At 68.6% G+C, this 18741-nt stretch carries 19 protein-coding genes and 3 tRNA genes; 13 read left to right on the plus strand and 9 right to left on the minus strand.

Annotation, left to right across the window (positions count from 1 at the left end; genetic code table 11):
- Window positions 1-77: 77 nt before the first annotated feature.
- Both gloA2 and hisC read right to left on the minus strand, forming a co-directional pair.
- Complete coding sequence (gloA2, locus tag UN84_RS00385) at window positions 78-485, minus strand: SMU1112c/YaeR family gloxylase I-like metalloprotein (RefSeq protein WP_035594697.1); 408 nt, start codon at window positions 483-485, stop codon at window positions 78-80.
- An 86-nt stretch (window positions 486-571) separates the two neighbouring features.
- Window positions 572-1627 (minus strand): histidinol-phosphate transaminase, encoded by a 1056-nt coding sequence (hisC, locus tag UN84_RS00390; RefSeq protein WP_046078134.1) that lies wholly within the window; start codon window positions 1625-1627, stop codon window positions 572-574.
- Between the two features lie 195 nt (window positions 1628-1822).
- On the opposite strand from hisC, the gene UN84_RS00395 reads away from it, so the two are divergent.
- The 4 genes from UN84_RS00395 to mnmH all read left to right on the plus strand — a co-directional run bounded on the left by UN84_RS00395 (window position 1823) and on the right by mnmH (window position 6009).
- Window positions 1823-2272, plus strand: coding sequence for a copper resistance protein NlpE N-terminal domain-containing protein (locus UN84_RS00395; RefSeq protein WP_035594702.1), 450 nt, complete (start codon window positions 1823-1825; stop codon window positions 2270-2272).
- 99 nt (window positions 2273-2371) lie between these two features.
- Complete coding sequence (gene radA, locus UN84_RS00400; protein ID WP_046078133.1) at window positions 2372-3757, plus strand: DNA repair protein RadA; 1386 nt, start codon at window positions 2372-2374, stop codon at window positions 3755-3757.
- A 90-nt stretch (window positions 3758-3847) separates the two neighbouring features.
- Window positions 3848-4888 (plus strand): selenide, water dikinase SelD, encoded by a 1041-nt coding sequence (selD, locus tag UN84_RS00405; RefSeq protein WP_442908409.1) that lies wholly within the window; start codon window positions 3848-3850, stop codon window positions 4886-4888.
- Window positions 4885-6009, plus strand: a complete 1125-nt coding sequence (gene mnmH / locus UN84_RS00410; protein ID WP_046078131.1) for a tRNA 2-selenouridine(34) synthase MnmH — start codon at window positions 4885-4887, stop codon at window positions 6007-6009. The genes selD and mnmH overlap by 4 nt, the downstream gene beginning before the upstream one ends.
- Before the next feature lie 4 nt (window positions 6010-6013).
- Here mnmH and UN84_RS00415 read toward each other — a convergent pair whose 3' ends face one another.
- Window positions 6014-6703, minus strand: a complete 690-nt coding sequence (locus tag UN84_RS00415; protein ID WP_046078130.1) for a type 1 glutamine amidotransferase — start codon at window positions 6701-6703, stop codon at window positions 6014-6016.
- A gap of 48 nt (window positions 6704-6751) precedes the next feature.
- Between UN84_RS00415 and UN84_RS00420 the strand changes: the two genes are divergently transcribed.
- Both UN84_RS00420 and UN84_RS00425 read left to right on the plus strand, forming a co-directional pair.
- Entirely contained in the window at window positions 6752-7045 is a 294-nt protein-coding gene (locus UN84_RS00420) for an MGMT family protein (protein WP_046078129.1), read from the plus strand.
- Between the two features lie 47 nt (window positions 7046-7092).
- Window positions 7093-7671 (plus strand): YjaG family protein, encoded by a 579-nt coding sequence (locus tag UN84_RS00425; RefSeq protein WP_046078128.1) that lies wholly within the window; start codon window positions 7093-7095, stop codon window positions 7669-7671.
- A gap of 3 nt (window positions 7672-7674) precedes the next feature.
- Here UN84_RS00425 and UN84_RS00430 read toward each other — a convergent pair whose 3' ends face one another.
- The 5 genes from UN84_RS00430 to hisB form a co-directional block, all read right to left on the minus strand.
- Window positions 7675-8190 carry a hypothetical protein gene (locus tag UN84_RS00430; protein ID WP_052719276.1) on the minus strand — a complete coding sequence of 172 codons (516 nt, stop codon included), beginning with the start codon at window positions 8188-8190 and terminating at the stop codon, window positions 7675-7677.
- 25 nt (window positions 8191-8215) lie between these two features.
- Window positions 8216-8989, minus strand: a complete 774-nt coding sequence (gene hisF, locus UN84_RS00435) for an imidazole glycerol phosphate synthase subunit HisF (RefSeq protein ID WP_046078126.1) — start codon at window positions 8987-8989, stop codon at window positions 8216-8218.
- A 4-nt stretch (window positions 8990-8993) separates the two neighbouring features.
- A complete protein-coding gene (gene hisA, locus UN84_RS00440; RefSeq protein WP_035594723.1) occupies window positions 8994-9746 on the minus strand; it encodes a 1-(5-phosphoribosyl)-5-[(5-phosphoribosylamino)methylideneamino]imidazole-4-carboxamide isomerase in 753 nt (250 codons plus the stop codon).
- A gap of 220 nt (window positions 9747-9966) precedes the next feature.
- Complete coding sequence (hisH, locus tag UN84_RS00445; protein WP_046078125.1) at window positions 9967-10608, minus strand: imidazole glycerol phosphate synthase subunit HisH; 642 nt, start codon at window positions 10606-10608, stop codon at window positions 9967-9969.
- 28 nt (window positions 10609-10636) lie between these two features.
- On the minus strand, window positions 10637-11230 hold the full coding sequence (gene hisB, locus UN84_RS00450) for an imidazoleglycerol-phosphate dehydratase HisB (RefSeq protein ID WP_035594728.1): 594 nt from the start codon (window positions 11228-11230) through the stop codon (window positions 10637-10639).
- 175 nt (window positions 11231-11405) lie between these two features.
- Here hisB and UN84_RS00455 point away from each other — a divergent pair, with 175 nt between their 5' ends.
- The 7 genes from UN84_RS00455 (at window position 11406) to UN84_RS00485 (ending at window position 16076) form a co-directional block, all read left to right on the plus strand.
- Window positions 11406-11858 carry an acetyl-CoA sensor PanZ family protein gene (locus tag UN84_RS00455; RefSeq protein WP_035594730.1) on the plus strand — a complete coding sequence of 151 codons (453 nt, stop codon included), beginning with the start codon at window positions 11406-11408 and terminating at the stop codon, window positions 11856-11858.
- Window positions 11855-14197, plus strand: coding sequence for an AsmA family protein (locus tag UN84_RS00460; RefSeq protein WP_046078124.1), 2343 nt, complete (start codon window positions 11855-11857; stop codon window positions 14195-14197). Before UN84_RS00455 ends, UN84_RS00460 begins: the two co-directional genes overlap by 4 nt.
- 68 nt (window positions 14198-14265) lie before the next feature.
- Entirely contained in the window at window positions 14266-15381 is a 1116-nt protein-coding gene (gene mutY / locus UN84_RS00465) for an A/G-specific adenine glycosylase (RefSeq protein WP_046078123.1), read from the plus strand.
- 3 nt (window positions 15382-15384) lie between these two features.
- Window positions 15385-15657, plus strand: coding sequence for an oxidative damage protection protein (locus UN84_RS00470; protein WP_035594738.1), 273 nt, complete (start codon window positions 15385-15387; stop codon window positions 15655-15657).
- A 93-nt stretch (window positions 15658-15750) separates the two neighbouring features.
- Window positions 15751-15826 (plus strand) — tRNA-Phe (locus UN84_RS00475).
- A 3-nt stretch (window positions 15827-15829) separates the two neighbouring features.
- A tRNA-Gln gene (locus UN84_RS00480) sits at window positions 15830-15904 on the plus strand.
- Window positions 15905-16000: 96 nt separating this feature from the next.
- Window positions 16001-16076, plus strand: a tRNA-Thr gene (locus UN84_RS00485).
- A gap of 940 nt (window positions 16077-17016) precedes the next feature.
- On the opposite strand, the gene UN84_RS00490 is transcribed toward UN84_RS00485, so the two are convergent.
- A complete protein-coding gene (locus UN84_RS00490; RefSeq protein WP_082090814.1) occupies window positions 17017-18699 on the minus strand; it encodes a sensor domain-containing diguanylate cyclase in 1683 nt (560 codons plus the stop codon).
- Window positions 18700-18741: the final 42 nt, after the last annotated feature.

An 18741-nucleotide genomic window follows, 5' to 3' on the forward strand; every position in this document is an offset into this window, starting at 1 on the left:
TTAATGTGATCTCCTCCAAAAAACGTCCCGTCCTCTTCAAGAGGGCGGGGCGTTTTTGGTTTGGCTGACACGGTGGATCAGTCCGTGACTTCGTATAGCTCGATCGGAGTGCCGTCGGGATCGGCCAGGAAGGTGAAACGCGCGCCGGTGAACTCGTCGACGCGGATCGGCTCGGGCGCCGCGCCGCGTGCCTCGAGCAGAGCGACACAGGCATCGAGGTCGGGCGTGGCGAGCGCCAGGTGGCGAAGCCCGCAGGCCTCGGGGTAGCTAGGACGCGGCGGCGGCGAGGGGAAGGAGAACAGCTCGAGCTGAATGCCGCCCGGCAGGCGCAGGTCGAGCTTGTGGCTGTCGCGTTCCTCGCGATAGGCCTCGTTGAGGATTTCGGCGTCCATCACCTCGAGGTAGAAACGTCTGGCGCGTGGGTAGTCGGCGGTGATCAGCGCCACGTGGTGCACGCGGCTCAGGGGCAGTCGTGAGTCGGCCATGGGGGCCTCGGTATCGGTCGGGAGAGTATCTGTCCGGCGGGGCGGGCGAGGGGCGTCGAGCGACGCCCCTGACGTTCAAGGTCGGCTCAGCGGCAGAGTTCTTCCAGCACCTCGACCAGGCTGTCCATCTCGTCCTCGGTACCGATGGAGATGCGCAGCCAGCCGTCCAGCGCCTCGGTGTTGAAGTGACGCACCAGCACGCCGCGCTCGCGCAGGCCGACGAACAGCTGGGCGGCATCCTGCTCGGGGTGGTGCACCAGCAGGAAGTTGCTCTGCGACGGCAGCACCTGGAAGCCGAGGCTCTCGAGGCGCGTGCGCGTGCGCTCGCGGGTGGTGATTACCGCCTCGCGGCAGGCGTCGAAGTGCTCGCGGTCCTCCAGCGCGGCGACGCCGATGGCGCTCGCCAGGCTGTCGATCGGGTAGGAGTTGAAGGAGTCCTTGACCCGCTCCAGCCCTTCGATCAGCTCCCGCGAGCCCACCGCGTAGCCGAGCCGCAGGCCGGCCAGACTGCGCGACTTGGAGAAGGTGCCGGTGACCAGCAGGTTGGGGAAGCGCTCGATCAGCGGGATGGCGCTCTCGCCGCCGAAGTCCACGTAGGCCTCGTCGACCAGCACCACCGACTCGGTGAGGCGCTCGAGCAGCGCGGCGATCGCCTCGCGGCCGTGGCCGTGGCCGGTCGGCGCGTTGGGATTGGCGAAGATGGCGCCGCCGGCGTCCGGCGAGAAGGCCTCGAGGTCGACGCGCCAGTCGGCGTCCAGCGGCAGGGTGCGGCGCTCCACGTCGTAGAGCCGGCAGTACACGGGATAGAAGCTGTAGGTGATGGCCGGCATCTCGAGCGGGCGGCCGTTGGCGAAGAAGGCCTGGAAGGCCAGGGCCAGCACCTCGTCGGAGCCGTTGCCGACGAACACCTGCTCGACCTCGACGCCGAACTCCCGGGCCAGCGCCTCGCGCAGGCCATGCGACTCGGGATCGGGATAGCGGCGCAGATGGTCGGCCGGAAACTCCCGCAGCACCGCCTCGACGCCCGGCGCCGGCGGATAGGGGTTCTCGTTGGTATTCAGCTTGATCAGGCGCTCGCGGGGCTGCTCGCCGGGAACGTAGGGCGTCAGCTCGCGGACCTTGGGGCTCCAGAACTTGCTCATCGTCACTTCTCGGATCGTGGGGCAATCCGTTCATGGTCGCCCGGGGGCGACGCCCGCGCAAGCCGGCCCGCGGATGATCGCCGGACGAGGGGCAAGCCGGTGCTGTTCGGGCTGTGCGCTGTTCCCACGAGAGGTTATGCTGTGGGGCAGGCTGCCGTGAAGGCGGCGTCATGCCCATTGGTTAGGAGGACGAATATGCAAATCAGGACGTTGCTGGCCGGTTCCGCGATGCTTGCCCTGCTGGCAGGCTGTGCGGGTGGCCCTGGCGGGCAGGGCACCGAGCCCGGAATGGAAGCGACCCAGAGCACCTACCAGGGCACGCTGCCCTGCCGTAACTGTGAAGGGATCGATCTGAACGTGACCATGATGGGCGATGCCCAGAGCCCTGCCGCGGATCGCACCTTCGATCTGCAGGCCTCCTACCGCGGCCACCCGCAGAATCCGCCGGACGAGAACTACGAAGGTCGCTGGCAGCTGCTCGACGGCACCGCGGACAACCCCGATGCCACCGTCTACGAGCTGACGCCCCAGGGCGAGGGCCAGACCTACTTCTTCCTGCGCCTCGACCCGCAGACCCTGGAACTGATCGACCCCCAGCGTCGCCGCTTCCAGAACAACGAGATGCTGCGCCTGAAGCGCCTGTAAGGCAGCGGAACGCGTAGCAGCGAGGGGCGGCCGGCGGGCCGCCCCTCGTCGTTGGGCCTTCGGGCCTGTTATTCCAGAGAAACCGTCGTCGGACATTCCATGGCCAAAGCGAAAAGCGCCTTCGTGTGCACCGAATGCGGTGCCGAGTACAGCAAGTGGCAGGGGCAGTGCACCAGCTGCCGCGAGTGGAACACCCTGAGCGAGATCCGGCTGTCGGCCGCCCGTCCCGGTGCGGGCAATGGCGGCGGGGGCGGCTCCGCGGGGCGGGGCGGCTATGCCGGGGCGGTCTCCCGCGAGGTGATCGACCTCGCCAACGTCGATCTCAGCGAGGTGCCGCGGCTCTCCTCGACCTTCGAGGAGTTCGACCGGGTGCTGGGCGGCGGCCTGGTGCCGGGCTCGGCGGTGCTGCTGGGCGGCCATCCCGGCGCCGGCAAGTCGACCCTGCTGCTGCAGACCGCCTGCAAGCTGGCCCAGCAGCGCAAGGTGCTCTACGTCACCGGCGAGGAATCGCTGTCCCAGGTGGCGATGCGCGCCCACCGCCTGCAGCTGCCTACCCAGGGCCTGCAGATGCTGGCCGAGACCAGCATCGAGACGATCCTCGGCGTGGCCGAGCGCGAGGGTCCCGATATCCTGATCATCGATTCCATCCAGACCACCCACCTCGAGGACATCTCCTCGGCGCCGGGCGGCGTGGCCCAGGTGCGCGAGTCCGCCGCGGCGCTGACCCGCTTCGCCAAGCAGTCCAGCACCGTGCTGCTGCTGGTCGGCCACGTGACCAAGGACGGCACCCTGGCCGGCCCCAAGGTGCTGGAGCACATGATCGACGCCTCGCTGCTGCTCGAGGGCGGCGCCGACTCGCGCTTCCGCACCTTGCGCGGGCAGAAGAACCGCTTCGGCGCGGTCAACGAGCTCGGCGTGTTCGCCATGCTCGAGCACGGCCTCAAGGAGGTGAAGAATCCCAGCGCCATCTTCCTGTCGCGCACCGAGGAGCAGGCGCCCGGCAGTCTGGTGATGGTGGTCTGGGAGGGCACCCGGCCGATCCTGATCGAGGTGCAGGCGCTGCTCGACGACTCGGCGCTGGGCAATCCGCGGCGGGTGGCGGTGGGCGTCGACCAGAACCGTCTGTCCATGCTGCTGGCGGTGCTGCATCGCCACGGCGGACTGTTCACCGGCGATCAGGACGTGTTCCTCAACGTGGTCGGCGGGGTCAAGGTGCTCGAGACCAGCGCCGACCTGGCGGTGCTGCTGGCGGTGGTGTCGAGCCTGCAGAGCCGCCCGCTGCCGCGTGAGCTGGTGGTGTTCGGCGAGGTCGGCTTGTCCGGCGAGATCCGCCCGGTGCCGAGCGGCCAGGAGCGCATCGTCGAGGCCGCCAAGCACGGCTTCCGGCGCGCCATCGTGCCGCGCGGCAACGCCCCCAAGCACTCGCCCGAGGGCATGGAAGTGGTGCCCGTGGACAAGCTGGCCGATGCGCTGGAAGCACTCTAGGCGCCCACCCCGCGAAGCGTGAAATCGCCGTCCAGCGACGGGGCGGGGGCGCGGTGTTGTAGAATGCCGGGAAACGACGCCAAGGAGACCGTGATGAGTGCCATCCGTCTGACGCAGTACAGCCACGGCGCCGGCTGTGGCTGCAAGATCGCCCCCGACGTCCTCGACGGCATCCTCGCCAAGGCCGGGCCGGGTGCCAGCCACTCGCGGCTGATCGTCGGCAACCAGGGCCGCGAGGACGCCGCCGTCTACGACCTGGGCGACGGCCGCGGCATGATCGCCACCACCGATTTCTTCATGCCGATCGTCGACGATCCCTTCGACTTCGGCCGCATCGCCGCCACCAATGCCATCAGTGACGTCTACGCCATGGGCGGCACGCCGATCATGGCGCTGGGCATCCTCGGCTGGCCGCTCGACAAGCTCGGCGCCGACATCGCCGGCGACGTGGTCGGCGGCGCCCAGGCGGTCTGCCGTGAGCTGGGCCTGGCGCTGGCCGGCGGCCACTCCATCGACGCCCCGGAGCCGATCTTCGGCCTGTCGGTCAATGGCCTGGTCGACCTCGAGCACCTCAAGCTCAACAAGGGCGCCCAGGTCGGCGACCTGCTGTATCTCACCAAGCCGCTGGGCGTTGGCCTGCTGACCACCGCCGAGAAGCAGGGCCTGATCCAGCCCGGCCACCAGGGCCTGGCGCGACGCACCATGCTCGCCTCCAACCGCATCGGCGCCGAGCTGGCGAAGATTCCCGGCGTGCACGCCATGACCGACGTCACCGGCTTTGGCCTGGCCGGTCATCTCAGCGAGGTCTGCGAGGCTAGCGGTGTGGCCGCGCGCATCGACTTCCGCCGCCTGCCGCGTCTCGCCGAGGCCGAGTCCTACCGCCGCCAGGGCGCGGTGCCCGGCGGCAGCGCCCGCAACCGCGAGGCCCTGGGCAAGGCCCTGCCGGCCATGGACGACGCCCACTGGCAGTGGCTGTGCGACCCGCAGACCTCCGGCGGCCTGCTGCTGTCGGTGCATCCGTCCTGGGAGGATGACGTCGAGCGCGTCGGCCGCCAGTACGGTCTCGAGCTCGAGCCGTTCGGCGATGTGATCGCCGAGCGCGGCGAGACGCGCATCGAGGTGAAGGGATGAATCTGCCGCTGGTCGAGCCGGACCTCGCGCTGCTGCGCGAGGGTCGGGCCCTGATCGACGTGCGCGCCCCGGTGGAGTTCGCCCAGGGCGCGCTGCCCGGGGCGGTCAACCTGCCGCTGATGGACGACGAGGAGCGTCATCTCGTCGGCATCGCTTACAAGCAGCAGGGCCAGCAGGCCGCCATCGAGCTGGGCGAGCGGCTGGTCAGCGGCGGCATCAAGGCCGCCCGGGTCGACGCCTGGCGGCGCGAGCTGGAGGTCCATCCCGACGCCATCGTCTACTGCTTCCGCGGCGGGATGCGCTCTCAGATCGCCCAGCAGTGGCTGGCCGAGGCCGGCATGACCCGGCCGCGCATCCGCGGCGGCTGGAAGGCCATGCGCCAGGCGCTGTGCGCGCACATCGACGCCGCCGCCGAGCGGCCGATGCTGGTGGTGGGCGGACTCACCGGCTGCGCCAAGACCTCGCTGATCACCGCCCTGGATCAGGGCCTGGACCTGGAGGGCTGCGCGCGCCACAAGGGCTCGGCCTTCGGCCGTCATCCGCTGCCGGCGCCGTCGCAGATCGACTTCGAGCACGCCATGGGGCTGCGGCTGCTGGAGCTGCCGGGGCCGCTGGTGCTGGAGGACGAGTCGCGCCACATCGGCTCGGCCAACGTGCCGCTGACCTTCTGGCGCGGCATGGAGGCCGCCCCGCGGATTCGCGTCGAGATGCCGCTGGACTGGCGGCTGGCGCAGATCCACAAGGACTACATCGACGATCTGTGGACGGTCTATCGCCAGCAGTTCGGCGACTGGCTGGGCTGGACGCTGATGCGCAAGCAGCTGTCCGGCGCGCTGGGTCGGCTCAGGAAGCGCCTCGGCGGCGCCCGGCTGGCGCGGCTGCAGCGCTTGCAGGAGCTGGCCTTCCGCGAGCACGAGCGCGGCAATCGCCAGGCCCACGAGGCCTGGCTGGCACCGCTGCTCACCGAATACTACGACCCCATGTATCGCTACCAGCTGGAGAAGCACGACGACCAGCGCTTCCTCCACGTGGGCGACTGGGACAGCTGCCTGGCCTTCGCCCGCGACTGGGTCGCCGAGGCCGAATCAGCGCGCCGGCCGAGCGCCACCGCCTCTGCCTGAGGGGTCAGCGCATCGTGGCGTGCCTGGCCCACTGGGTGAGCACCCGGTCGAGCAGCGGCGCCAGGCGGTCGAAGCGCCGTGAATCGTCGAGCATCGCCTCGCGCTCCTGGCGATAGGGGCTCTCGGCGTCGCCCTCCGGGCGCGGCAGGTGGTCGAGCATGGCGGTGACGCTCTCGGCGGTGGCCTCCAGATGGCACAGCAGGCCGATCACCCGGCCGGCGTCCCAGGCGAAGCCCTGCAGCGGGCTCGCCGCGGTGCCGCCCAGCGGCAGGGCATCCTCGGGCAGGGCGAAGATCTCGCGGTGCCAGGTGAAGGCCTCGAAGCGCTCGGGCAGGTCGAAGGGGCTGGCCTCGGCCAGGGTCACGGTCTGCCAGCCGGTCTCGGCCAGGGTGCCGCGGGACACCGGGGCGTCCAGCGCCTCGGCGATGTGGCGGGCGCCGTGACCGATGCCGAGCAGCGGCTTGCGACCGTCCAGGGTGCGCTCGATCAGCTTGCGCTCGCCGCGATCCCAGGCGGCGGGCGCCTGGCCCTCGGGGGCGTCGAGCACGATCAGCGCCTCGACGTCGCCGGGCCGCGGCGGCAACTCGCCCTCGTCGAGGTGGAACACGGTGTGGCTGTGCCCCATGCTGTCGAGCCAGTCGCCGATGCGGGCGGGCCCCAGATAGGGGCTGTGCTGAAGCAGGTGAACGTGCATGCGGGCGGCCTCGCCGATATCAGCAGAAAATCAGGGAAGGCAGGGTACATGAACGCAGCCCTCAAGGAACAGATACTGACCGTGCTGGCCGAGATTCCGCTGGGGCGGGTCACCACCTACGGGCGCATCGCCGCCATGACCGAGGGCGGCACGCCCCGGCTGGTGGCCCGGGCGCTGCGCGAGCTGCCGTCCGGCCACGGCCTGCCGTGGTTCCGGGTTATCACCGCCTCGCGCAAGCTGGCCGACCATCCCGGCGCCGACGAGCAGCGCCGCCGGCTGATCGTCGAGGGCGTGGCGTTCGATGCGCGGGGCAGAGTGGCCCCCGAACGGCTCTGGCCTTGAGTGAGCACAGGGACGATGTCGAGACAGCGATATTCCAAGGAGAATCCATGAGCGGTTTCTTTCAGCGCCTGCAGCGGCTCGAGCCGCGCCGTCAGCAGGCCTTCATGGCGGCGCTGTGCGAGCGGCTGCTGCCCAACTACGCCTTCTACGCCGAGGCCACCGGCCACGGCGATCCCAAGGCGCTGCGGGTCGTGCTCGATCTGGTGTGGGAGCGGCTGGCGGTCAAGGACGCGCGCATCGACTTCGATCGCCAGGCCGAGAAGCTGGCCGAGCTGGAGCCGCCGGCCGAGGATGACAGCTTCGGCGCCCGTCGCGCGCTGGAAGCGGTGGTGGCGATCTCGTCGCTGCTCGACACCCTGCGCGGCGACTCGCCGGAGGCGGTGCTGGAGGTGAGCCGGACCTCTCGCGGCGGCGTGCGCGCCTTCATCGAGCTGACCGAGGGCGAGGAGGACGGCGAACGCCTCGCCGCCATCGTGCGCGAGCATCCGCTGATGGGGGACGAGAACGGCTTCCAGGATGCGGTGCTCGAGGCGGTGGAAGGCGAGCTCGGCCGCGACGCCCTCAAGGCGCTGCGCCGGCTGGGCCGCAACGAGGGCGTCAGCAACCTGGGGCTGTCGATGGACTAGCGGCTAGAAGCGCGCACCGGCGGTCACCATCATGCCGGCGGTGCCGAACACGATCAGGTCGGACTCGAAGCGTCCCCATCGCGCGCCCACGCTGGGCAGCGCTACCGGCGCGGTCTCGAAGCGGTTGAAGGGGATCTTGTCGCGGTACTCGTCCTGGTAGCCGTGCAGCAGGCCGCCGGTGAGCTTGGCGCGTATAGTCAGCCGCTCGGTGGGCTGCCAGAAGGGGAACTCGCGCCCCGCATACCAGTACCAGGTGGGCTGGTCGAAGGAGTTCTTGAACCAGGCGGTGCCGGCGAGCCAGCGCTGCGGGTTATGCAGCTCCAGGCTGACAAGCTGCTGCCGGTTGTTGTGTTCCGGGTCGGCGCTGAAGTGTCGGGTGTAGAGGCTGGTCTGCACCAGCACATGGTCCAGCGTCGGCGCCGGGGGCCAGGCCGGCTCCGCCTCGGCGGCGGCCGGGCCGGCGAGCGCCAGCATTGCAGGCAGGGCCAGCCTGCCTGCCACCTTCCATGGTGATGTCATTCGTGTCCTTGTCTCCGGAGGCCTGTCAGAGGCGCATTTCGATGCCGCGTTCGGCCATGTAGCGCTTGGCCTCGGGGATGGTGTACTCGCCGAAGTGGAAGATGCTGGCCGCCAGCACCGCGTCGGCGCCGCCGTCCTTCACGCCCTCGACCAGGTGGTCGAGGTTGCCCACGCCGCCGGAGGCGATCACCGGCACGCTCACCGCTTCCGAGATGGCGTGGGTCACGCCGATGTCGAAGCCGATCCTGGTGCCGTCGCGGTCCATGCTGGTCAGCAGCAGCTCGCCGGCGCCCAGGTCGACCATCTTCCTGGCCCACTCCACGGCATCGAGCCCGGTGGGGCGGCGGCCGCCGTGGGTGAAGATCTCCCAGCGCGGTGCCTCGCCTTCCTCGGAGACCTTCTTGGCGTCGATGGCCACCACGATGCACTGGCTGCCGAAGCGCTCGGCGGCCTCGTGCACGAACTCGGGGTTGTGCACGGCGGCGGTGTTGATCGACACCTTGTCGGCGCCAGCGTTGAGCATGGTGCGGATGTCGTCGCAGGTGCGGATACCGCCGCCCACGGTCAGCGGGATGAAGACCTCGCCGGCGATGCGCTCGACCATCTCCACCGTGGTGCCGCGGTCCTCGTGGCTGGCGGTGATGTCGAGGAAGGTGATCTCGTCGGCGCCCTGCTGGTTGTAGCGCTGGGCGATCTCCACCGGGTCACCGGCGTCGCGGATGCCGATGAAGTTGACGCCCTTGACCACCCGGCCGGCATCGACGTCCAGGCAGGGGATGATGCGCTTGGCGAGTCCCATGGTGTCAGCTCCCGTCGCGTTGGCCGGTGAGGCGGTCGCACAGTGCCTGGGCCTCGGCCACGTCCAGGCTGCCTTCGTAGATGGCGCGACCGGTGATGGCGCCGAGGATGCCCGGCTCGCCGGCCGCGATCAGTTCGCGCAGGTCGTCGAGGTTGGTCACGCCGCCGGAGGCGATCACCGGCAGGCCACCCTCGCGGGCCAGCTCGGCGGTGGCCTCGACGTTGACGCCGCCCATCATGCCGTCGCGGGCGATGTCGGTGTAGACGATCGAGGACACGCCGTCGTCGGCGAAGCGCTTGGCCAGTTCGGTGGCCTTCAGGGTCGAGACCTCGGCCCAGCCGTCGGTGGCCACGAAGCCGTCGCGAGCGTCCAGGCCGACGATCACGTGGCCGGCGAAGGCCTGGCACATCTCGGTGACGAAGGCCGGTTCCTTGACCGCCTTGGTGCCGATGATGACCTGGGACACGCCGGCGTCCAGGTAGTGCTCGATGGTCTCGGCCGAGCGGATGCCGCCGCCGATCTGGATCGGCAGGTTGGGGTAGGCGCGGGCGATGGCGGTGACCGCCTCGCCGTTGACCGGCTCGCCCTCGAAGGCGCCGTTGAGGTCGACCAGGTGCAGGCGGCGGGCGCCGGCCTCGACCCAGCGCGCGGCCATGGCCACGGGATCGTCGCCGTAGGTGGTGGCATCGTCCATCCGCCCCTGCTTGAGGCGAACGCACTTGCCGTCCTTGAGATCGATGGCGGGGATTACCAGCATGTCCAGTCCTCTACGGGCGCTCAGCGGGCGCCCCTTTGATTGTCAGGCGCGGCAGCGGGCGCCCTGGAAATTGTCGTAGGCGCGGCAGCAGGCGCCCTGGAAATTGTCGTAGGCGCGGCAGCAGGCGCCCTGGAAATGGTAAGGGGCGCGGGGTCGGGCGCCCTTGAAACCGTTGTCATGGGCGCGGCAACGGGCGCCCTGGAAATGCTGCAGTGGCCGCTCAGGGCTCCCACTGCACGAAGTTTTCCAGCAGTCGAAGGCCGGCCCGGGAGCTCTTCTCCGGATGGAACTGCACGGCGAAGGTGGCATCGCGGCCGGTGGCCACGTGGGCGGTGACGCGACCGTAGTCGGTGGTGCCGAACACCTGGACGTCCTCGCCGGCCTCCACGTAGTAGCTGTGCACGAAGTAGAAGTGCTCCTGGTCGTCGATGCCCTTCCACAGTGGGTGGTCGTGGCGCTGGCGCACCAGGTTCCAGCCCATGTGCGGCACCTTCAGGCGATGGTCCATGTCGTCGCGCATGTCGACGGGGAAGCGGCGCACCTGGCCGGTCATGAAGCCCAGGCAGTCGATGCCGCCGTTCTCCTCGCTGCGCTGATGCAGCATCTGCTGGCCGACGCAGATGCCGAGCAGCGGCTTGGCCTGCTGGGCCAGCAGCTCCTCGACCAGGCCGCGCAGCTCGGTGCGCTCGAGTTCGCCCATGCAGTCGCGGATGGCGCCCTGGCCGGGCAGCACCAGGCGCGTGGCGCCCTGGATGCGGCGGGCGTCGCGGGTCACCACTACGTGCTCGTGGGTGACGTGCTCCAGTGCCTTGGCGACGGAATGCAGGTTGCCCATTCCGTAGTCGATGACGGCAATGGTCATGGGACGCTCCTCGTGTCGGTCGGCGGGATCACAGGCTGCCCTTGGTGGACGGCATCTGGCCGGCCATGCGCGGGTCTTCGGCGGCGGCCATGCGCAGCGCCCGGCCGAAGGCCTTGAAGATGGTTTCCGCCTGATGGTGGGCGTTGAAGCCCTTCAGGTTGTCGATGTGCAGGGTGACCTTGGCGTGGTTCACGAAGCCCTGGAAGAACTCCCAGAACAGCTGGGTATCCAGGCGGCCGATGCTGGCGCGGGTGAACTCGACGTCCATGAACAGGCCCGGGCGCCCGGAGAAGTCTACCACGACCCGCGACAGCGCCTCGTCGAGCGGCACGTAGGCGTGGCCGTAGCGGTAGATGCCGCGCTTGTCGCCGATCGCCTGGTCGAAGGCCTGGCCCAGGGTGATGCCGAGATCCTCGACGGTGTGGTGGTCGTCGATGTGCAGGTCGCCCACTGCCTTGATCTCGAGGTCGATCATGCCGTGGCGGGCGACCTGGTCGAGCATGTGGTCGAGGAAGGGGACGCCGGTCTCGCAGACCAGCTGGCCCTTGCCGTCGAGGTTCACGGTGACCGTGATCTGGGTTTCCTTGGTGTCGCGGGTGACCGTGGCGATACGCTCGGACATGTCGGGTCTCCAGCGCCTGGGCGCGTGTCGTGATGGGGGGGCCGCCGTCGGGGCGGAAAAGACGGGGCGGCCCCGCCGTTGCAAGGCTGCCATTATAGTGAAACGCTACCCCCATTCGCTACAATGCCCCAACCATGCGGCAGGCCCGGCCTGCCTCTTTCAGGGAGATACCTGCATGCCGGTCACGCTACAGCGCGTCGATCAAGCGACCTGGGAAGCGGACGCCCAGGTACGCCACGATCTGACACGCATCTACGCCGATGCCCCCGCCGAGCGCCTGCCGGCCCCGCCCGAGCGATTCGTCGACGACCATCTGGCCGCCGAGCGCTTCTTCTTCTGTGCCCGTTTCAATGATCGTCTGCTGGGGGCGCTGGCCGTGTCCCCGGATGACCAGGCCTGGTGGCTGTCGCACCTTTGCGTGCGCCAGACCACCCGCCGCCGCGGCGTCGGCTCGCGGCTGCTGGCCCTCACCGGCGAGGCCGCCCACGCCGACGGCCGCCGGCTGCGCGTGCTGGCCTCCCAGCTGCCCATGGCCGATCAGGTGCTGCTGAGCCGCATGGGCTACCGCCTGACCCAGGAAGGCGACTACTTCGAACTGGATCTCTCGCCCAAAGGAGCCGGGCAATGAAGCGAATCCTGCGTACTCTGCTGGCCGCCATCGGGGTCCTCGGCCTGGTGCTGGTCGGTGCCGTGGTGTTCATCACCACCTTCTTCGACCCCGAGGACCTCAAGCCACGACTGGTCGACGTCGTGCGCGAGCACAGCGGGTTGGAGCTGGAGCTGGACGGCCCGCTGAGCTGGTCCTTCTACCCGCGGCTGGGTGTCGGCGTGGAAAGCGCCGAGGCGCGACTGCCGGAACAGGTCGTCGACGACGCGCCCTTCGCCGCCTTCGACCACGCCGAGGTCAGCCTGGCGATGGCCCCGCTGCTGCGCGGCGAGATCGCCATCGACGGCCTGACCCTCGAGGGGGTCGACCTCAACCTCGAGCGCAACGCCGAGGGGCGTGGCAACTGGGAGGCGCTGATCGAGCGCCTGCGCAACCGCGGCGAGCAGGCCGAGGCGGTGCTGGCGCCGGCCAGCGCCGGCCCCAACCCTCGTGGCGATGCCAGCGCCCTGGACGTGGCGCTGAACATCGCCAGCGTGCAGGTGCGCGGCGGCCGCATCGACTATCGCGACGTCCAGGCCGGGCGAGAGATGACGCTCTCGGACGTCGACATCACCGGCAGCAACGTCAATCCCGATCATCCCTTCCCACTCAGCGCCAGCCTCGACGTCGCGCTGCGCGACGGGCTGGGTGCCGAGACGCCGCAGCTGGCCAGCGAGCTGAGCCTCGACACCCGGGTCAGCCTGGGGCTGGCCGAGGGGCGTCATGTGCTCCAGGGGCTGGCGCTGGACACCCATACCCGCCTCGACGGTGCCGACGAAGCCCAGCGGCTCGAGCTCGCCGCCGACGAGCTGGTGCTCGACCTCTCCGGCGACCGGGTGCGGGTGAATGGTGGCCAGCTGGAGGCCGGCCTGATGGGCCCGCGGCTGGGCGAGCAGCGCCTGCCGCTGTCGCTGGCCTTCGGTCTCGACGCCGACCTGGCCGCCCGAAGCGCTCGCCTGAGCGAGCTGGCGCTGAGCGGGCCCGACGGCCTCGACCTCCAGGGCAACCTGACGCTGACCGAGCTGGTCGAGGCGCCGGCCTACGAGGGCCAGTTGAGCCTCGCCGAGCTCTCGCTACGGCCCTGGCTGGAGCGCTTCGACGCTCTGCCGGACATGGCCGCCGACGCGGCCCTGAGCCAGGTGGCGCTGACCAGCCCCATCGAAGGCGACCTGGAGCGCGTCACCCTCGACGGCCTTAACCTCAAGCTCGACGGCAGCACCTTCAACGGTCGCCTGGGGGCGAACCTCGACGGCACCCGCCTGGAGGCCGACCTGCAGGGCGACCGTCTGAACATGGACGACTACCTGCCGGCCGCCGATCCTTCCGCCGAGACCGCCGGCGGCCCGAGCCTGCCGGGCGTGGGGCGTGCCCTGGCTCAGGACGCACGGCAGGCGCTGCTGCCCGCCGACTGGCTGGCCACGCTTTCCCTCGACGCCGAGCTGAGCCTCGGCGAACTGATCCTGATGGACCAGAGCTTCAGCGACGTCAGCCTCACGCTGGCCGGCGACGACGGCCGCCAGCGGCTGGTGAACTTTGCGTCCGGCCTCCACGAGGGGCGTCTCTCGGCCACCGGCGAGCTGGACGCCCGCGAGACGCCGCTGGGCTGGCAGCTGTCGCCGCGCGTCGAGAACCTGCGTCTGGGCTCGCTGCTGACTTCGCTGGGCGAGGAGCCGGCGCCGCTGGAAGGCAGGCTGAGCGCCGAGGGCGAGCTGACGACCCGCGGCAACAGCGTGCCCGAGCTCAAGCGTGCCCTGAACGGTCGGCTCGCCACGCGCCTGGCCGAGGGGCGCATTCCCGGCGTCAACGTCTCCCAGGAGCTGTGCACCACCACCGCGCGCCTGGAAGGCGAGAGCACCAGCCGCGACTGGGCCCCGGACACCCGCTTCCAGCGCGCCGAGGCCAGCTTCCGCATCCGCGATGGCGTGGCCGAGAGCGATGACCTGAATGTCGCCATCCCCGGCATCGGCCTGGGCGGCGAGGGCAGCTTCGACCTGACCAGCGAGCGCTTCGCCCTGCGCGCCAACGCCCGCTTCACCGGCGAGGACGTGGACGCCGCCTGCGAGGTCAATCGGCGGCTGGTCGACGTGCCCTTCCCGGTGCGCTGCGAGGGTCAGCTGGGCGGCGACAGCGGCGAGTGGTGTCGCTTCGACCGCGACGCCTTCCGCTCCACGCTGGGCGACCTGCTGCGCGAGGAAGTCTCTCAGCGCGCCAACGACAAGCTGCGCGAGAGCCTCGGCAACGCGGTGGAAAAACTCGACGAACGCATCGGCGATGATTCGCGTCGGGAACTTCGCGACGCCCTCGATGGTCTCTTCAATTGAGCAAGCAATAGCCAGTCCCTGCGCCGACTCTTATAGTCGGCGCTTTTTTTCGTGCCGAGACAATGCCCATGACGGAGACGCCCCCCGCCATCCTGCCTCCCGACACCTTCCAGCGACGCCTGCTCGAGTGGTTCGACGTCCACGGCCGCCACGACCTGCCCTGGCAGCACGAGCGCACGCCCTACCGGGTGTGGGTCTCGGAGATCATGCTGCAGCAGACCCAGGTCGCCACCGTGATTCCCTACTTCGAGCGCTTCATGGAGCGCTTCCCCGACGTGCGCTCGCTGGCGGCCGCCGAGCAGGACGAGGTGCTGCATCTATGGACCGGGCTCGGCTACTACGCCCGCGGGCGCAACCTGCACAAGGCCGCCCAGGTAGTCGTAGAAGAACACGACGGCGAGTTCCCGGTGCACAGCCTCGACGCCATGGCCGCGCTGCCCGGCATCGGCCGCTCCACCGCCGGCGCGGTGATCGCCCAGAGCACCGGCCGGCGGGCGGTGATCCTCGACGGCAACGTCAAGCGCGTGCTCACGCGGCTGCACGCCGTGGAAGGCTGGCCCGGCCGGCCCGCGGTGGAGCGTGAGCTGTGGGGCCTCGCCGAGCACTACACGCCCGAGCGCCGGGTGGTCGACTTCACCCAGGCGATGATGGATCTGGGCGCCACCCTGTGCCGTCGCGGCCAGCCCGACTGCGAGCGCTGCCCCTTCAATGACGTGTGCGTGGCCCGGGCACGCGGCGAGCAGAAGCGCTTTCCGGAGTCCAAGCCCAGGAAGGCCATTCCCACCCGCACCACCACCATGCTGCTGCTGCAGGACGAGGCCGGGCGGGTACTGCTCGAGCAGCGCCCCTCCAGCGGCCTGTGGGGCGGGCTGTGGAGCCTGCCGCAGTTCGATACCTCGCTGGAGCTGCGCGCCTGGCTCGACCACCACGCCCCCGGTGCCAGCCTGGAAGCGCCCTGGGAGGCCTTCACCCACGTGTTCAGCCATTTCCGCCTCGAGATCACCCCGCAGCCGGCGCGGGTGAGCCGGCTCGACGGCGTGGGCGAGGCGCGGCGCTGGTTCGACCCCGCCGAGCCGGACAGCATCGGCCTGGCCGCGCCGGTGAAAGGCTTGCTGGACGCGCTGCGCCCCTTCACCCTGAGCGTCCAGGACGCGCCCCATTCTTCCTCATCCCAGGAGCCATGACCGATGAGCCAGACCGTCTTCTGCCGCAAGTACCAGCAAGAACTCGAGGCCCTGCCGTTCCCGCCGCTGCCCGGCAAGAAGGGCCAGGAGATCCAGGCCACCGTTTCGAAGCAGGCCTGGGAGGAGTGGCAGGCCCTGCAGACCCGCCTGATCAACGAGAAGCACCTCAACATGCTCGAGCCCTCGGCGCGCGAGTACCTGATGGAGCAGCTGGAGCGTTTCCTCGATAACGAGCAGACCGATCAGGCGGAAGGCTTTGTGCCGCCCGAAAAGTAGGCGTGACGGGGCCTGCAGCCGTCTTCCAACTTTTTGAATCGAAAAGAGTTGACGACAGCGGTCCATTACGGTTTAATACGCACCGTTGGCGAGGGCCAGATAGCTCAGTCGGTAGAGCAGGGGATTGAAAATCCCCGTGTCGGCGGTTCGATTCCGTCTCTGGCCACCACGTTGGGGTATAGCCAAGCGGTAAGGCACCGGTTTTTGGTATCGGCATGCGCAGGTTCGAATCCTGCTACCCCAGCCACGCCAACATAAGTTTTCGAGAAGCCGTGAACGAAGGTTCACGGTTTTTCTCGCTCAGGGAGGATCTTTCCTCCTCACATGGGTTGCAGGCGCCGTTGCCGGCATAGCTCAGTTGGTAGAGCAACTGACTTGTAATCAGTAGGTCCCGGGTTCGACTCCTGGTGCCGGCACCATTAAAGTGCAATGCAATCAACGCGTTAGAGCGACATCTAAACCGCCCTCGAAGGCGGTTTTTTTGTGCATGTCAACAAAGTGTCAACGCCTCCCCTGCTCGAAGTAAAAAAAGCCCCTCGGGACATGAGAGGCTGAAAGCCGTACCAAGCGGGGGAATGCTTTGACGGCAAGAAAAAAAATAAATGAAATAAAGTTTCAAATAAAGCAAATTATTGTTAGTTAACAAATGCTTACCTTGGCTCCGTTTCCTCGTGAAGCTTGGCGATCGCTCGAGACGAGCGACAACCTCGAGGGGGCGGGAGCGAAGTGGCCGTAGCGCAGGGGGGGCATGGATATCGAGGGGGCCGGCGCTCTCCTTCCGGCAAAAAAAAGACCCGCCGGAGAGGGCGGGTCAGACGGCTTGCGAGCAGGGACATTCGTTAAGCCTGCTCATCATACCCAACGGAGGCATTCTCCATGCTGGAGTATGCGCCCTCATTCAGGGGGTGTTTGCACTCAAGTTGTTGATACGCCTGCCGAAGCAAAAAAAGCCCGCCAAACGGCGAGCCGGAATCTCGGAATTTCCCAAAGCCAGATCCATATCACGTGTCACCTCGTGATAGAGCCATCCTAACTTCGGATTCTTGCACTTGGATGACGTCGGACCTGGGGTGTCCGGCTTCGGACAAAAAAAGCCCGCCGGGGCTGGCGGGCAAAGGGACTTACAGGACAGGGAACTCGGTAAGTGTGCTAACTGTACCGCTCCGACTCCGCGGCGACCATCCAAGAATCTGCATGGCTCCGTTAGCGTGGGTCTATCGCCGCACCACCGCTCTGGCAAGCAGTGACTCGTTGGATGGCGAGCCAACGTGCCGGGGGAGCCCGGCGCCTAGACACGATTCCCGTGATGAGCCTCTCGAGGCAGGCGCGTGTCTTCATCCCGCGAGGACAGGGGCGCGTCTAGAGGCAGCTGATCCGGTCGCGGCCATTGCGCTTGGCGGTGTACAGGGCGGTGTCGGCACGCTTGAACAGCTGCGCATGGGTTTCCCCCCTGTGATGCTCGCTGACGCCGCCGCTGACGGTGACCTGGAGTGACTGACCGTCCTCCAGGGTGAGGCGGCCGGCGTCCACATGTTCGCGCACCCGCTCCAGGACGGCGACGGCCCCCGGGGTGCGGGTACCACGCAGTACCACCACGAATTCCTCGCCGCCGGTGCGTGCCACCAGGTCGTCCTCGCGCAGGCTCTCGGCGACCCGTCCGCTCAGCCACTGGAGCACGGTGTCGCCGGCGTCGTGGCCATGCAAGTCGTTGATCCGCTTGAAGTGGTCGATGTCGATCACGGCGAGGGAGAAAGGCTCGTCACGGGCCTCGTGGGCATCGATCAACGCTTCGACGTGCTGGTCCAGATAGGCGCGGTTGGGCAGGCCGGTCAGGTAGTCGCGCAGTGCCTTGTTGGCCATGCGGTCGAGCTCCTGGCGGACCTGCTCGATCTCCGCCTCGTCGGTGATCACGCGCTCCACCGCGTCGGCGATCAGCCGCACCAGCTCGATCTCCATCTGGTCGAAGGGTTCCTGGCGCGGCTGGGCGCTGGAGAAGTTGAGTGTGCCCCAGACCTGGCCGTTGAGGCGCAGCGGCGTACCGATGTAGGTCTCCAGCCCGAAGGTCTGGTAGCAGGGATGGCCACTGATGCGCGTGTCCTGGCCGGCCGCATTGGTGTGGAAGACGTCCTCGGTATCGAGCATCACGCGGCAGTAAGTATCGCCCAGGGCAAAGGTGTCGCCCGGCGAGAGGTCCGCCACGTCGGAGGCGGCCCACTTGAGGATGTACTGCTCGTCGATGATGCGGCTGACCAGGCCGATATCCAGAGACAGATAGGCGAGCGCGTCGCGCAGCAGTTGATCGACGATCTTGTCGGGGCCGATGTCGGTGCGGTTCGTGCTGCTGTGCACGTCGCGCAGCAGCTGGATCATGGCGCGGTACTCGGAGATGTCCTGGATGATCGCGTACAGGCCGACCACCTCGCCCTCCAGGAAATCGGGCGTGTAGTGCACCTTGAAGTAGCAGGTGCGGCCATCCGCGAGGGTCAGGCGATCCTCATAGGTGATCTCCTCGCCCGCCAGCGCTCGCTGCAGGCGCGGCTGGATGCGCTCGAAGGAGGCGGGCGTCATCACCGTGGCGACCGGCCTGCCGTACAGCGACTCGCGATCGATGCCGATGAAGTCCACATAGGCCTGGTTGTTGAAGCGGAAGCAGAACTCACGATCGACGTAGGCCACCATGATGGGCAGCTGATCGGCGAGCCGTCCGATGATGCCCTGGTCGACTTTCATGGTCGTGGTGAGCTTGATGACGAAGCTGCCATCGGCGAGGCCATAGTAGCTGCCGGCGCCGTCCTCGAACCCCCAGGTCTCGCCGTGGCGAATCTCCCGGCGCGCCAGGCTTTCGGCCACGGCGCCACCGAGCCGGGCGCGTATGTCCTTGAGCTCGGGCAGGGCCATGCCGATAAGCGCCGCCGGTTCCCGGTCCAGCAGCATCCGGGTATCGCCCAGGGCGTCGATGATGCGCTGGTCGCGCGAGACATGCAGGTAGGCGGATTGCGAGAGGCTGAGCACCTCCTCCCACCAGGCAGGTTGGTTGGCCACGCTGGATCACCCTTGTGGAGCTTTTGTCGACGATGTTCTTAC

Source organism: Halomonas sp. HG01 (assembly GCF_000968715.2).
GTDB lineage: Bacteria > Pseudomonadota > Gammaproteobacteria > Pseudomonadales > Halomonadaceae > Halomonas > Halomonas halophila.